This window comes from Streptomyces sp. NPDC001890 (assembly GCF_042891445.1).
GTDB lineage: Bacteria > Actinomycetota > Actinomycetes > Streptomycetales > Streptomycetaceae > Streptomyces.
In genome coordinates this window covers 1-16,209 of sequence record NZ_JBIATE010000056.1, presented here as the reverse complement: position 1 = coordinate 16,209, position 16,209 = coordinate 1, and the positions used below count along the sequence as shown (strand labels likewise).

The 16,209-nt window shown below is 70.1% G+C and carries 2 protein-coding genes; both read left to right on the top strand.

The window, feature by feature from the left end; all coding sequences use genetic code 11:
• Nucleotides 1-69: 69 nt before the first annotated feature.
• Nucleotides 70-14,247, top strand: coding sequence for an SDR family NAD(P)-dependent oxidoreductase (locus ACFYY1_RS42115; RefSeq protein WP_388595315.1), 14,178 nt, complete (start codon nucleotides 70-72; stop codon nucleotides 14,245-14,247).
• Between the two features lie 25 nt (nucleotides 14,248-14,272).
• A partial coding sequence (locus ACFYY1_RS42110; protein WP_388595314.1) for a type I polyketide synthase occupies nucleotides 14,273-16,209 on the top strand: 1,937 nt, incomplete at its 3' end.

Genomic DNA, 16,209 nt, shown 5'->3' with positions numbered 1-16,209 from the left:
ACGGTGCGGTTGTTGGCGGCGGATGGTTATCGGACGTTCGTGGAGTCGAGTCCGCATCCGGTGCTCACGATGGGCATTCAGGAAACCCTCGACGATGCCGTTCTTTCCGGGAACGGATTCTCGGACGAGGAGTTCTCGAACGAGGAGATCCGCGGGGCGGCGGGCACCGATGTGTCTGCGACCCCGGCTGGTGAATCAGTTGGTTCCGCTTTCGCCGGGGCCTTGCCCGCCGCGCTGGACGAGGGCCACATCGTGGTCGGTTCCCTGCGCCGTGACGAAGGCGGCTGGGCCCGCTTCCTGACCAGCCTCGCCACCGTGCACACGGCGGGCGTCGACGTCGACTGGGACGCCGTACCCGCAACCGCCGTTCCCACAGGGCCCACTGGCTTCGTGGACCTGCCCACGTACCCGTTCCAGCGCGACCGCTACTGGCTGAACGCGCCGGCCGCGACCGGAGACGTGACCGCCGCGGGACTCGGCGCCGCGAGCCACCCGCTGCTCAACGCGGTGGTTCCGCTCGCCGATGGGGATGGCCTCCTGCTCACCGGCCGACTGTCGCTGCGTACCCACTCCTGGCTCGCCGACCACGCGGTCTTCGGTAACGTACTGCTGCCCGGAACCGCCTTCGTGGAGCTGGCCCTGCGGGCCGGGGACGAGGTCGCCTGCCGCGAAATCCAGGACCTGACGCTGGAAGCGCCGCTCGTACTGCCCGAACAGGGTGACGTACAGATTCAGTTGGCCGTGGACGCCGCCGATCCGTCGGGCCGCAGGGCGCTGCGCGTCTACGCCCGCTCGATGCCGACCGACGAGGGCACAGGTGTGTTCTCCGACGGTGAGGGCTGGGCGCGACACGCGACCGCGTGGCTCGCTCCCGGCGACCGCGCCGACTCCGGAGCGGTGCCCGACGGCGCGGCCGGCCCGGAGGGCCTGGCGGACCTGGCGGTATGGCCTCCGGCCGACGCCAGGGCCGTCGACCTCTCCTCGCGCTATGAACAACTCGCAGCCCAGGGCTACGAGTACGGTCCCGGCTTCCAAGGGCTGACCGCGCTCTGGCGCCGTGGCGACGAGACGTTCGCCGAAGTACGCCTCGGCGAGGAACAGCGGGACCAGGCCGACCTGTTCGGTATCCACCCCGCACTCCTGGACGCGGCGCTGCACGCCGTCGTCCTCCGCGACGCTCCCGCCTCCTCCGCCGCTGCGACCGATGGCCCCCGGCTCCCGTTCGCCTGGGACGGGGTCCGCCTGCTGGCGACGGGGGCCCGCACGCTGCGGGTGAGGTTCACGCCGAAGGGCGAGGACACGGTCCGGATCCTGGCGGCGGACACCGCCGGGGAGCCCGTCGCCGTGGTCGATTCCCTCTCGCTGCGCACCGTCACGACGGAGCAACTGGCCGCTGCGGCCGGGACGAACGGACCTCGGCTGCCGCTGTACCGGGTGGAATGGCAGCTCGTTGCCGGTGCTACCGCTGTTGCAGGTACGGAGACGGCCGGTGCGGCGGAGTCCGTCGAGATCCGGGCGGACCTCGGCGGGCTGCTGCTGGGTGCATCCGTGGATGCCGACGGCACCGACGGCACCGACGACACTGGTGAGGCCGCAGAGGCCGCAGAGGCCGCAGAGGCCGCAGAGGCCGCAGAGGCCGTCGAGGCCATCGACCCGGAGCGTGCCCCGCTGCCCGAGTTCGTGCTGGTGCACGCCAAGGACACAGCAGCAGGCACGGGCGACGCGCCCGAGGACGTGCACGCGGCTGTCGAGCGCGCCCTCGACCTCGTCCAGACCTGGCTGGCCGACCCGCGCACCGAGGCATCGCGGCTGGTATTCGTTTCGCAGTGCGCCGTCCACGCCGACGGTGTCCCCGATGCCGAGCGTCACGCCGCCGCCGCCGACCGTCCCGCAGGCGCGGATCCGGGCGCCGGGAACCTGGCCGATGCGGCGGTCTGGGGCCTGCTGCGCACCGCGCTGACGGAACACCCGGGCCGGTTCGCCCTGCTCGATGTCGACGTCGACGGCCCGGACCTGACCGCCATCCACGCGGAGGTGCTCGCGGCTTCCGTGCACGAACCCCAACTCGCCCTGCGCGAGGGCGCGCTCTACACACCGCGCATCGTCCGTGCAGATCCCACCGACTCCGACTCCGACTCCGACTCCGACTCCAACACCGACATGCGCGTCAGTTCCGGGGCGGATGTGGTTGATCCGTTGGTTGGTGTGGGTGGTGTGGGGACGGTTGTGGTGACGGGTGGTACGGGGACGTTGGGTGCGTTGGTGGCGCGTCATGTGGTGGGTGTGCGTGGGGTGCGTCATGTGGTGTTGACGAGTCGGCGTGGTTTGGGGGCTGTGGGGGCTTCGGAGTTGGTGGAGGAGCTTTTGGGGTTGGGTGCTGAGTCGGTGCGGGTTGAGGCGTGTGATGTGGGTGATCGTGCGTCGGTGGAGGGGTTGTTGGCTTCGGTGGGTGTGGAGCATCCGTTGTCTGCTGTGGTGCATGTGGCGGGTGTGTTGGAGGACGCGACGGTGGAGTCGTTGTCCGGGGGTGCGGTGGGTCGGGTGTTGCGTCCGAAGGTGGATGCGGCGTGGTATTTGCATGAGTTGACGCGTGGTCTGGGGTTGTCGGCGTTCGTGGTGTTCTCGTCGGTGGCTGGTGTGTTGGGTACGGCGGGTCAGGCGAACTATGCGGCGGCGAATGCGTATCTGGATGCGTTGGCGGTGTATCGGCGTGGGTTGGGGTTGCCGGGTACGTCGTTGGCGTGGGGTCTGTGGGCCGACGCCAGCGGCATGACCGGCCACATGGACGCCACCGACCTTGCCCGGATGAAGCGAGCGGGTGTCTCTCCGCTGCCCGCGTCCGAAGGTCTCGCGCTCTTCGACGCCGCCACGCGTTCCGACGCGCCCCAGCTCATTCCGGCCCGCCTGGACCTGCCCGCCCTGCGCGCCAGGGCGGCGTCCGACGGAGTACCGCCCCTCTTCCGTGCTCTCGTACGCGCCCCCGAACGGCGGACTGCTCAGGCGGACGGCGCACAGGCCGGGACGGGCACCTGGGCCGACCGTATGGCCGCCCTGCCGGCCGAGGAACGCCGAAAGGCTGTCCTCGACCTCGTACGCCATCAGGTCGCCACGGTCCTCGGGCACGCCGACGCCGACGGAATCGCCGTCAACCGCGCCTTCAAGCTGCTCGGCTTCGACTCCCTGACCGCCGTCGAACTGCGCAACCGGCTCATCGCCGCCACGGGCGTCCGTCTGCCGGCGACGGTCGTCTTCGACCACCCGAGCCCCGGCGCACTCGCCGATCACCTGCGCTCGCAGGTGGCGGGCGGTACCTCCGAGGCCCACGGCCAGGCCGGGACCGCTGACACCGACACCACGAGCACCGGCATCGCCGACGAACCCATCGCGATCGTGTCCATGGCCTGCCGGTACCCGGGAGGCGTCGCGTCCCCCGAGGACCTGTGGAAGCTGGTCGTGTCCGGCACGGACGCCATCGGGGACTTCCCCGACGACAGGGCCTGGGATCTGGAGACCCTGTACGACCCGGATCCCACGCGGTCGGGCGCGTCGTACACGCGGCATGGTGGCTTCCTGAGCGAGGCGGCGGAGTTCGATGCCGAGTTCTTCGGTCTTTCGCCGCGGGAGGCGCTGGCGACGGACCCGCAGCAGCGGCTGCTTCTGGAGACAGCCTGGGAGTCGTTCGAGCGGGCCGGCATCGACCCCGATTCGCTGCGCGGCAGCAGGACCGGCGTGTACGCGGGCGTCATGTACAACGACTACGGCTCCCGCCTCCAGAGTGTCCCCGAGGAACTGGAGGGATACCTCAGGAACGGCAGCTACGGCAGCGTTGCCACGGGTCGCATCTCCTACACCTTCGGGCTTGAGGGCCCGGCGGTCAGTGTGGACACGGCGTGCTCGTCGTCCCTGGTCGCGATGCACCTGGCGGCGCAGGCACTGCGCAACGGCGAGTGCTCGCTGGCCCTGGCCGGTGGTGTGACGGTGATGGCGACGCCGAACACCTTCATCGAGTTCTCGCGGCAGCGCGGCCTGTCGGTCGACGGACGCTGCAAGTCCTTCGCGGCGGAAGCCGACGGCACCGGATTCTCCGAGGGTGTGGGGCTGTTGTTGCTGGAGCGTCTGTCGGATGCTGAGCGCAATGGGCATCGGGTGCTGGCGGTGCTGCGTGGTTCGGCGACGAACCAGGACGGTGCGAGCAATGGTCTGACGGCGCCGAACGGTCCGTCGCAGGAGCGGGTGATCCGTCAGGCGCTGGCGAGCGCACGCCTTTCGGCCGCGGATGTGGACGTGGTGGAGGCGCACGGTACGGGCACCCGGCTGGGCGACCCCATCGAAGCGCAGGCGCTCCTCGCCACGTACGGCCAAGGACGCTCTTCCGACCAGCCGCTGTGGCTGGGCTCGCTGAAGTCCAACATCGGCCACACGCAGGCGGCCGCCGGTGTGGCGGGTGTGATCAAGATGGTCGAGGCGCTGCGGCACGGTGTACTGCCGAAGACGCTGCACGTGGGCGAGCCGTCCCCGCACGTGGACTGGTCGTCGGGCGAGGTGTCGCTGCTGACCGAGCAGCAGGCGTGGCCCGAGGCCGACCGCCCGCGCCGGGCCGCAGTGTCCTCCTTCGGCATCAGCGGGACCAACGCCCACGTGGTCCTGGAGCAGGCACCCGCCGTGGTCGAGCCTTCCTCCGGAGACGAGCCGACAGAGGAAGCCGGACCGCACCTTCTGACGCTCAACGCGACGAGCCCGAAGGCTCTGCAGGACCAGGCCCGTCGACTGCGTACGGCAGTGGCTGCCACGACGGAATCCGCTGAACCGCTTGCCTCGCTCAGCGACGTCGGGTTCTCGCTGGCGGTGTCGCGAGCCGGCTTCGATCACCGTGGTGTGGTGGTGGGTCGGGATCGGGCTGAGTTGGTGGCGGGGCTTGAGGTGCTGGCTCGGGGTGAGCGTGTGGGGTCCGTGGTGGTGGGTGATGGGCGTCTGGTGTCGGGGAAGTTGGCGTTCTTGTTCACGGGTCAGGGTGCGCAGCGGGTGGGGATGGGGGGTGAGTTGTATGGGTCGTTCCCGGTGTTTGCTGAGGCGTTCGATGCGGTCGCGGAGGTGTATGGGCGGCTGGCGGGTGGCTCCTTGCGGGAGGTGCTGGATGGTGAGGGGGTTCATGGGACGGGGGTGGCTCAGCCGGGGCTGTTCGCGGTTGAGGTGGCTTTGTTCCGGTTGTGGGAGTCGTGGGGTGTGCGTCCTGATGTGGTGGCCGGGCATTCGGTGGGTGAGGTTGCTGCCGCGCATGTGGCGGGTGTGCTGGGTCTGGAGGACGCGGTGCGTCTGGTGGTGGCGCGTGGCCGGTTGATGGCGGGGTTGCCGGAGGGTGGGGCGATGCTCGCGGTTCAGGCCGGTGAGGGGGTGGTGGCTCCGTTGCTGGTGGGGCGTGAGGGTGAGGTGTCGTTGGCGGCGGTCAACGGTCCGGCCTCGGTGGTGGTGTCCGGCAGCGCATCGGCTGTGGAGGAGGTCGGGGGTGCTCTGCGGGAGCAGGGTGTCCGGGTCCGTCCGCTGACTGTGAGTCATGCTTTCCATTCGCCGTTGATGGAGCCGATGCTCGCGGAGTTCGCCGAGATCGTGGACGGTCTGTCGTTCGGGACGCCGGCGGTGCCGTTCGTTTCCGCGCTGACCGGGAAGCTGGTGGGTGAGGGCGAGTTGGCGTCCTCGGAGTACTGGGTCTCCCATGCCAGGGAAGCCGTCCGTTTCCACGACGCGCTCCTCACTCTGGGGGAGCTGGGTGTGGGCCGGTTCGTGGAGGTGGGTCCGGATGCGGTTCTGACTGCGCTGGCCCGTAACGTGTTCGATGAAGCGGTGTGTGTGGCCTCGGTCCGTCGTGACCGTCCCGAGGACGAGGCCGTCCTCCAGGCGCTCGGCGGTCTGTTCGTCGGTACGGACACCTCGGTGGACTGGCGTGCGGTTTATGGCCCGCATGCGCGGGTGACGGACCTTCCGACCTATCCCTTCCAGCGCGACCGCTACTGGCTCGACACGCCCGTCGCCACCGGGGACCTTTACGCCCTCGGGCTGGTGCCCGCCGAGCATCCGCTGCTCGGCGCCGAGGTCGAACTCGCGGACGGGCAGGGCTACGTGTTCACCGGCAAGGTCTCCCTCAAGTCGCAGCCCTGGCTCGCGGACCACGCGGTTGTGGACACCGTGCTTTTCCCCGGCACCGCGTTCCTGGAGCTTGCCCTGCTGGCAGGCGCCCGAGCCGGTGTGCCCACGGTCGAAGGGCTCACGCTCGAACTTCCCCTGGCGCTGCCGGAGCAGGGCGAAGCACACCTGCAGGTCACGGTCGGACCCGCCGACGACTCCGGTCGTCGTACCGTCCACGTGTACTCATCCCTGTCCGCAGGCGAGGAGTGGACCCGGCACGCGACGGGCACCCTCATGCCCGCGGACACCGAGGCCGAAGACGACGCAGTGGCGACCGGTGCTTCCGGCCGGCAGTGGCCGCCCGCGGGTGCGGTGCCGGTGGACGTCGCAGCTCTGTATGAGACGCTGGCCGACCGTGGATACGCCTACGGCCCGGTCTTCCAGGGCCTGACCGATGTCTGGCGCGCGGGCGACAACGTGTACGCCGAACTGGACCTCGACGAGGCGGAGTCGGCCGACCGGTTCCTGCTGCACCCCGCTCTGCTGGACGCCGCGCTGCACCCCGTCGCCCTCGGCGACGCCCAGTCAGGATCGGATGCGGACCGGTTCGTGCTGCCCTTCGAGTGGCGCGGTGTGTCCGTACGTCGGCCGGGTACGGGGAAGCTCCGTGCCCGTCTGGCATCGGCGGGCAAGGACACCGTTGCGCTCCACCTGGCCGATGAGTGGGGCGCGCTCGTGGCGTCCGTGGAGGGCCTGACCGTACGCAGCGTCGAACCGGCCCGCCTGGTCCAGAGTGGCGGACGCCACGACGCGCTCTTCCGGCTCGACTGGGAACGGCGGGAGCTCACGGCACGCGGCGACGACACGACGACGGACGACGCGTTCGCTTTCGCACGCCTCGCGGCGGACACGACGGCCGGCCTGACGTCGCCGGAGGCGGCGCACGCCCTGGTAGGGCGAGCGCTGGAACTCGTACAGCATCACCTCTCCTACGACTCGGACGGCGCGGAGCCGGGCTCGACGCCAGGCGCCGGCACGCGTCTCGTCGTGGTGACGCACCGTGCCGCTCAGGTGCCGGAGGGCCCGGACGTCGCTTCCGCCGCCAGGGAGGCCGCTGTTCTCGTACGGCCGGAGAGCGCGGCGGTCTGGGGGCTGTTGCGGTCCGCCCAGGCCGAGCACCCCGAGCGTTTCGTCCTCGTGGACTCGGATCAGACCGAGGCATCGGAGGCGGTGCTCTCGGAGGCAGTCGCCTCGGGCGAGCCTCAACTTGCCCTCCGTGAGGGCGTGATGTACGTACCGCGCCTGGCACGAGTCGCCACGCAAACGGAAGCGCGCGTCGGTTCCGGGGCGGATGTGGTTGATCCGTTGGTTGGTGTGGGTGGTGTGGGGACGGTTGTGGTGACGGGTGGTACGGGGACGTTGGGTGCGTTGGTGGCGCGTCATGTGGTGGGTGTGCGTGGGGTGCGTCATGTGGTGTTGACGAGTCGGCGTGGTTTGGGGGCTGTGGGGGCTTCGGAGTTGGTGGAGGAGCTTTTGGGGTTGGGTGCTGAGTCGGTGCGGGTTGAGGCGTGTGATGTGGGTGATCGTGCGTCGGTGGAGGGGTTGTTGGCTTCGGTGGGTGTGGAGCATCCGTTGTCTGCTGTGGTGCATGTGGCGGGTGTGTTGGAGGACGCGACGGTGGAGTCGTTGTCCGGGGGTGCGGTGGGTCGGGTTTTGCGTCCGAAGGTGGATGCGGCGTGGTATTTGCATGAGTTGACGCGTGGTCTGGGGTTGTCGGCGTTCGTGGTGTTCTCGTCGGTGGCTGGTGTGTTGGGTACGGCGGGTCAGGCGAACTATGCGGCGGCGAATGCGTATCTGGATGCGTTGGCGGTGTATCGGCGTGGGTTGGGGTTGCCGGGTACGTCGTTGGCGTGGGGTCTGTGGGCCGACGCCAGCGGCATGACCGGAACGCTCGACGACACCGACCGCAGTCGCCTCCGCAGGAACGGGATCGCCCCGCTCGCCACGGCGGAAGGGCTTGCTCTCTTCGACGCCGCCCTGGAGCACGAGTCTCCGGCCCTGGTGCCCGCCCGCCTCGACCTGGCAGGACTGCGCGCCTCGGGCGGCCAGGTGCCGGCGGTGCTGCGTGGCCTCGTCCGTACCCCCGTCCGGCGTCGTACGGCCACCGGAGCCTCGGCACTCGGCACCCGGCTTGCCGGCCTGTCGGAAGCCGACCAGCGCCAACTGCTCAGTGAGCTCGTACGAACCGAGGTAGCCGCGGTGCTGGGCTACGGCGATCCGGCGTCGATCGACGCCGAACGCGGCTTCAACCAGCTTGGTTTCGACTCCCTCACCGCCGTCGAACTCCGCAACAAGATCAATGCGGCCACCGGGCTGAACCTCTCAGCGACCCTGATCTTCGACTACCCGACCCCGCTCGCCCTGGCCGACCAGCTGTGGACGCTGACGGTCGCGGAGCAGGAGCGAGGAGTGTCGACCGACATCGGCGCCCGTACGGAGAACACGGCCGACCTCAGTACCGAGCCGATCGTGATCGTCGGGATGGCGTGCCGGTATCCGGGTGGTGTGGGGTCGCCGGAGGAGCTGTGGGAGCTGGTGGCCTCGGGGACGGATGCGGTGTCCGGTTTCCCGCAGGACAGGGGCTGGGATCTGGAGGGTCTGTACGACCCGGATCCCACGCGGTCGGGCGCGTCGTACACGCGGCATGGTGGCTTCCTGCACGAGGCGGCGGAGTTCGATGCCGAGTTCTTCGGTCTTTCGCCGCGGGAGGCGCTGGCGACGGACCCGCAGCAGCGGCTGCTTCTGGAGACGGCCTGGGAGTCGCTGGAGCGGGCCGGGATCGATCCGGCGTCGCTGCGGGGCAGCAGGACCGGTGTCTTCGCGGGTGTGATGTACAACGACTACGCCTCGCGGATGCACCGGATGCCCGAGGAGTTCGAGGGCTACCTCACCAACGGCAGCGCCGGAAGCGTGGCCTCCGGCCGAGTGTCGTACACCTTCGGGTTTGAGGGTCCGGCGGTGACGGTTGACACGGCGTGCTCGTCGTCGCTGGTCGCGATGCACCTGGCGGCGCAGGCACTGCGCAACGGTGAGTGCTCGCTGGCCCTGGCCGGCGGTGTGACGGTGATGGCGACGCCGAACACCTTCATCGAGTTCTCGCGGCAGCGTGGTCTGTCGGTGGACGGTCGGTGCAAGGCGTTCTCGGCGGATGCGGACGGTACGGGCTGGGCCGAGGGCGTGGGGCTGCTGTTGCTGGAGCGTCTGTCGGATGCTGAGCGTCATGGGCATCGGGTGCTGGCGGTGCTGCGTGGTTCGGCGACGAATCAGGACGGTGCGAGCAATGGTCTGACGGCGCCGAATGGTCCGTCGCAGGAGCGGGTGATCCGTCAGGCACTGGCGAGCGCGCGTCTTTCTGCCGCTGATGTGGACGTGGTGGAGGCGCACGGTACGGGCACCCGGCTGGGCGACCCCATCGAAGCGCAGGCGCTGCTTGCGACTTACGGGCGGGAGCGTTCCGGTGACCATCCGCTGTGGCTGGGCTCGCTGAAGTCGAACATCGGCCACACCCAGGCCGCCGCCGGTGTGGGTGGCGTGATCAAGATGATTGAGGCGATGCGCCACGGCGTGCTGCCGAAGACCCTGCATGTGGGGGAGCCGTCCCCGCATGTGGACTGGGCATCGGGTGAGGTATCGCTGCTGACCGAGCAGCAGGCGTGGCCCGAGGCCGACCGTCCCCGCCGGGCCGCCGTGTCCTCCTTCGGGATCAGCGGCACCAACGCCCACGTGATTCTGGAGCAGGCCCCGGAGGCAGTGGACGCGCCGGCGGACTCTGAGCCGCTCGACGAGGTGATGCCGTTGCTGCTGTCGGCGAGGTCCGAGGAGGCGCTGCGGGCACAGGCTGCCGCGCTGGTCTCTCGTATCGAGGGCAATCCCTCTGCGAGGCCGGCTGACATCGCGTACGCGCTGGCCAGCACTCGTACGGCCTTCGATCACCGTGGTGTGGTGGTGGGTCGGGACCGTGCTGAGTTGGTGGCGGGGCTTGAGGCGCTGGCTTCGGGTGAGCGTGTGGGGTCCGTGGTGGTGGGTGATGGGCGTCTGGTGTCGGGGAAGTTGGCGTTCTTGTTCACGGGTCAGGGTGCGCAGCGGGTGGGGATGGGGGGTGAGTTGTACGGGTCGTTCCCGGTGTTTGCTGAGGCGTTCGATGCGGTTGCGGAGGTGTATGGGCGGCTGGCGGGTGGCTCCTTGCGGGAGGTGCTGGATGGTGAGGGGGTTCATGGGACGGGGGTGGCTCAGCCGGGGCTGTTCGCGGTTGAGGTGGCTCTGTTCCGGTTGTGGGAGTCGTGGGGTGTGCGTCCTGATGTGGTGGCCGGGCATTCGGTGGGTGAGGTCGCGGCTGCGCATGTGGCTGGTGTGCTGGGTCTGGAGGACGCGGTGCGTCTGGTGGTGGCGCGTGGCCGGTTGATGGCGGGGTTGCCGGAGGGTGGGGCGATGCTCGCGGTTCAGGCGGGTGAGGGGGTGGTGGCTCCGTTGCTGGTGGGGCGTGAGGGTGAGGTGTCGTTGGCGGCGGTCAACGGTCCGGCCTCGGTTGTCGTGTCCGGCAGCGCATCGGCTGTGGAGGAGATTGGGGGTGCTCTGCAAGAGCAGGGTGTCCGGGTCCGTCCGCTGACTGTGAGTCATGCTTTCCATTCGCCGTTGATGGAGCCGATGCTCGCGGAGTTCGCGGAGATCGTGGAGGGCCTGACGTTTACCGCCCCGTTCCTGCCGTTCGTCTCGGCGCTGACCGGGAAGCTGGTGGGCGAGGGCGAGTTGGCGTCCTCGGAGTACTGGGTCTCCCATGCCCGGGAAGCCGTCCGTTTCCACGACGCGCTCCTCACTCTGGGCGAGGAGGGTGTGGGCCGGTTCGTGGAGGTGGGTCCGGATGCGGTTCTGACTGCGCTGGCCCGTAACGTGTTCGACGAGGCGGTCTGTGTGGCCTCGGTCCGGCGTGACCGTCCCGAGGACGAAGCGGTCCTCCAGGCGCTCGGCGGTCTGTTCGTCGGTACGGACACCTCGGTGGACTGGCGTGCGGTTTATGGCCCGGATGCGCGGGTGACGGATCTTCCGACCTATCCCTTCCAGCGCGAGCGCTACTGGCTGGATGCTCCGGTGGACCGTGGTGACACGGCGGTCCTGGGTCTTGCGGACGCGGGCCACCCCCTGCTGGGGGCGTCGCTGGAGCTGGCCGACGGTCAAGGAGAGGTATTCACCGGGCGGTTGTCCCTGCACACGCACCCCTGGCTGGCCGATCACGCCGTTGCCGGGACGGTCATCCTGCCCGGAGCCGCCTTCGTCGAACTCGCCCTCCACGCGGGAGGCCGGGTGGGCCACCCAGTGGTGGAGGAGCTGACGCTCGAAGCTCCGTTCGTTGTGCCGGACGACGTGGTGGTCTCCCTCCAGGTGTCCGTCGGTGAGGCGGACGAAGCCGGGCGCCGCCAGGTCTCGGTCCACTCGCGGACCGACGACGCCCATGCGGACGGCCCTGGCTGGACCCGCCACGCGGTGGGTGCCCTGACGCAGTCGGAACGTGCCGGCGAGGAAGGGGCGGACTCCGCCGAGAAGCTCGCGGGGGCATGGCCGCCGGCCGGCGCGGAAGAGGTCGGCGTGGACGAGCTCTACGCACACCTCGACGACCTCGGATACGGATACGGGCCGGTGTTCCAGGGCCTCCGGTCGCTCTGGCGGCACGGCGACGACCTGTACGCCGAGGTCGGCCTGTCTGCCGGAGTCGGCGAGGGTCCCGTCATGGCCGGTATCCGTACGGACGCGGCAGCCAGTGGAGTGCACCCCGTACTCCTGGACTCCGCCCTGCATCCGCTCGGGCTGGCTCCCGGCGGCACCGGAGCCTCCTTCTCGGACTCGCTGCGGATCCCGTTCGCCTGGTCGGGCGTACGTCTCCACTCGGTGGGTGCCACCGGGCTCAGGGTGCTCCTGTCACCCACCGGTCAGGACAGTGCGCGACTCGCGCTGGCCGACACGGAGGGAAGCCCGGTCCTGACCGTCGACTCCCTCGTACTGCGCCCCTTCGATCCCGCGCAGGCCATCGGCGGGCGGGTCACGCATGGCAATTCCCTGTACGCGGTGGAGTGGACCCGAGCGACCGAGGCGGCACCGGCCGCTGAAGGGCGCCGGTCGATCGTGGTCCTTCCCGGCACCGCCGTGGGCGCGCACGGGTCCACGGACCCGGACGTGTTCGCCGCCCTGGACGCCCTCGCGGCCGAGCCCGCGAACGTGCCCGACGTGGTCGCCGTCCATCTGGCAGGCGCCCCCCACGGCGCCGGCGCTCGGACGGATGCCTCCGCAATCGCCGACATGGCTCGCCGCACGTCTTGCAGCGTGCTCGCGCTGGTGCAGAAGTGGCTTGCGGAGGATGCGTTCAGCGACTCCCGGATCCTCTTCGTCACCCGTGGCGCCGTAGCCGCCGGAGCAGAGGACGCCGTACCGGATCTGGCGGCCGCCCCGGTCTGGGGTCTGCTGCGCAGCGCACAGTCGGAGCACCCGGGACGCTTCGTCCTGCTGGATGCGGACCGGGACGTGGACGTGGACCCGAACGAAGGAGGGGACGCAGCAGAAGGTGGGGACGCAGCAGAAGGCCGAACCACCGAGGACAGCACCCTCAACGCGGCACTCGCCACAGGTGAGCCCCAACTCGCCCTACGCGACGGTGAGTTCCTCGCCCCACGACTCGTCCGCGCCGCTCCCTGCGACCCGGACGACTTCACCACTCCCCTCGACCCGCACGGCACGGTGCTCGTCACCGGCGGTACGGGTGCGCTGGGCGCACTGGTCGCCAGGCACCTGGTCACCCGGCACGGCGTACGCCACCTGCTGCTGACCAGCCGTCGCGGCCCCTCGGCGGAAGGAGCGGAACGGCTCGTCGACGAACTGGCCGAGCTCGGTGCGGAGGCGGTCGTCGTCGCCTGCGACGCGGCCGACCGGGAGGCCCTTGCCGCGCTGCTGGACGCCATTCCCGACAGCCGGCCCCTCACCGGGGTGGTCCACGTGGCGGGGGTGACCGACGACGGCGTACTCGGTTCCCTGACCGGGGAGCGGCTGGACGCCGTGCTCCGGCCCAAGGTCGACGCCGCATGGAACCTGCACGAGCTCACCCACGAGCTCACCAAGGACCGGCAGCCGGCGGCATTCGTCCTCTACTCGTCGTTCGCGTCGGTCGTGGGCAACGCGGGACAGGCCAACTACGCGGCGGGCAACGCGTTCCTGGACGCACTCGCTCAGCACCGCAAGGCACTCGGCCTCCCCGCCACGTCCCTGGCCTGGGGCCTGTGGGCCGGGGAGAGCGAGATCACGGAATCGCTCGGCGCGGCCGACCGTGCCAGGCTCTCCCGCAGCGGTGTCGCCGCGCTTCCCGCCGAGGAGGGCCTCGCCCTCTTTGACGCCTCGCTCGCGGCGGACCGGGCACTGTCCGTTCCCGTACGCCTCGACCTGGCGGCGCTCCGGGCCAAGGCGGAGTCCGACGAACTACTCCCGCTGTACCGGGGGTTGGTCAAGGCTCCGGTGCGCAGGGCGAAGGCCGCGGCCGTCACCGCGGTCGCCGACGAGGCGGAGGCCCTGCGCGTACGGCTGCGGGCCGCCGGCGGGGACGATGAGAGGCAGCGGATCCTCCTCGGTGTCGTACGGGCCGAGGCGGCGAAGATCCTCGGCCACTCCTCGCCCGGCGCGGTCGAAACGGGCCGGGGCTTCCTGGACATGGGCTTCGACTCACTGACGGCGGTGGAACTGCGCAACCGCATCGGCGCCGTCAGCGGACTGCGCCTGTCCACGACCCTGGTCTTCGACCACCCCACCCCCGCCGCGCTCGCCGCGCACCTGTACGGGGAACTCGACGAGGGATCGGCCGCCACCGGCCTGTCCACCACTCTCGCCAAGCTCGACGAGCTGGAGGCCGCAGTGTCGAGGTTCTCCGAGGACGACGAGATCCGTGCCCAACTGCGGCAGCGGCTTGAGTTGTTCATGGAACAGCTCATCGGGAGCGGCAGTACGTCGGGGCCCGCGCAGGGCGACGTCACGGACCGCCTCGAATCCGCTTCGGACGACGATCTCTTCGACTTCATCGACAGCGAACTCGCCTGACCCTTCCGTCCCGCCGGGGACATGCGTGATCCCACGCCACGACCGTAAATTCCTGCCATTCGGAGAGGTTGGCAAACGCACCATGGCCACTGCCAATGAAGACAAGCTGCGCGACTACCTCAAGCGCGTTACCGCTGATCTCAGCAAGACGCGCCAGCGTCTTCAGGAAGTCGAGTCGGTCGGCACCGAGCCGATCGCGATCGTCGGGATGGCGTGCCGGTATCCGGGTGGTGTGGGATCGCCGGAGGAGCTGTGGGAGCTGGTGGCCTCGGGGACGGATGCGGTGTCCGGCTTCCCGCAGGACAGGGGCTGGGATCTGGAGGGTCTGTACGACCCGGACCCGGCGCGTTCCGGTACGTCGTACACGCGGCACGGTGGCTTCCTGCACGAGGCGGCGGAGTTCGATGCCGAGTTCTTCGGTCTTTCGCCGCGGGAGGCGCTGGCGACGGACCCGCAGCAGCGGCTGCTTCTGGAGACGGCCTGGGAGTCGCTGGAGCGGGCCGGGATCGATCCGGCGTCGCTACGGGGCAGCAGGACCGGTGTCTTCGCCGGCGTGATGTACAACGACTACGCCTCGCGGATGCACCGGATGCCCGAGGAGTTCGAGGGCTACCTGGGCAGCGGCAGTGCGGCCAGCATCGCGTCGGGCCGCATCTCGTACACCCTCGGGTTCGAGGGGCCGGCGGTCAGTGTGGACACGGCGTGCTCGTCGTCGTTGGTGGCTCTCCACCTGGCGGCGCAGGCACTGCGCAACGGTGAGTGCTCGCTGGCCCTGGCCGGCGGTGTGACGGTGATGGCGACGCCGAACACCTTCATCGAGTTCTCGCGGCAGCGCGGCCTGTCGGTCGACGGTCGGTGCAAGGCGTTCTCGGCGGATGCGGACGGTACGGGCTGGGCCGAGGGCGTGGGCGTGATCGCGCTGGAGCGTCTGTCGGACGCCGAGCGCAACGGGCACCGGGTACTGGCTGTGCTGCGCGGCAGTGCCGTCAACCAGGACGGCACGAGCAGCCAGCTCACCGCCCCGAATGGTCCGTCGCAGGAGCGGGTGATCCGTCAGGCGCTGGCGAGCGCACGCCTTTCGGCCGCGGACGTGGACGCGGTGGAGGCGCACGGTACGGGCACCCGGCTGGGCGACCCCATCGAAGCGCAGGCGCTGCTTGCGACCTATGGACGGGAACGTTCCGGTGACCAGCCGCTCTGGCTGGGCTCGCTGAAGTCGAACATCGGCCACACCCAGGCCGCTGCCGGTGTGGGTGGCGTGATCAAGATGGTCGAGGCGATGCGCCACGGTGTACTGCCGAAGACGCTGCACGTGGGCGAGCCTTCGCCGCATGTGGACTGGGCGTCGGGCGAGGTGTCGCTGCTGACCGAGCAGCGCGACTGGCCCGAGGTCGACCGCCCGCGCCGGGCCGCAGTGTCGTCGTTCGGCATCAGCGGAACCAACGCCCACGTCATCCTCGAACAGGCACCTGCCACCGCCCGGCCCGACGACGCAGACGCGACGGCCCTCCCCGCAGGCACTTCTGCCGGGGACGGCCTCGTCGCCGACAACGAGGCCCCCGCCGCCACCGACAACGGGGCCGGCGCCCCCGACGCCGTCTCCTGGGCGCTGTCGGCCAGGAACGAGGAAGCGCTGCGCGCGCAAGCGGCACGGCTGCACACCCGTATCGAGGCCGGCCCCTTGGCGACCCCCGTCGCTGTGGCGCACGCGCTCGCCACCACCCGAACGACCTTCGCCCACCGGGCCGCCGTCATCGCGGGCACGCAGGAAGAATTCCTTGCAGCCCTGCGTGCTGTCGCAGATGGCGAAACGGCACCCGGAATTGTCCGGGGAACCGCCAACGGCTCTTCCGACGTCGTCTTTGTCTTTCCTGGGCAGGGGTCGCAGTGGGTGGGTATGGCGGTGGGTTTGTTGGATTCGAGTGTGGTGTTCCGGGAGAGTGTGGAGGCGTGTGCGGGGGC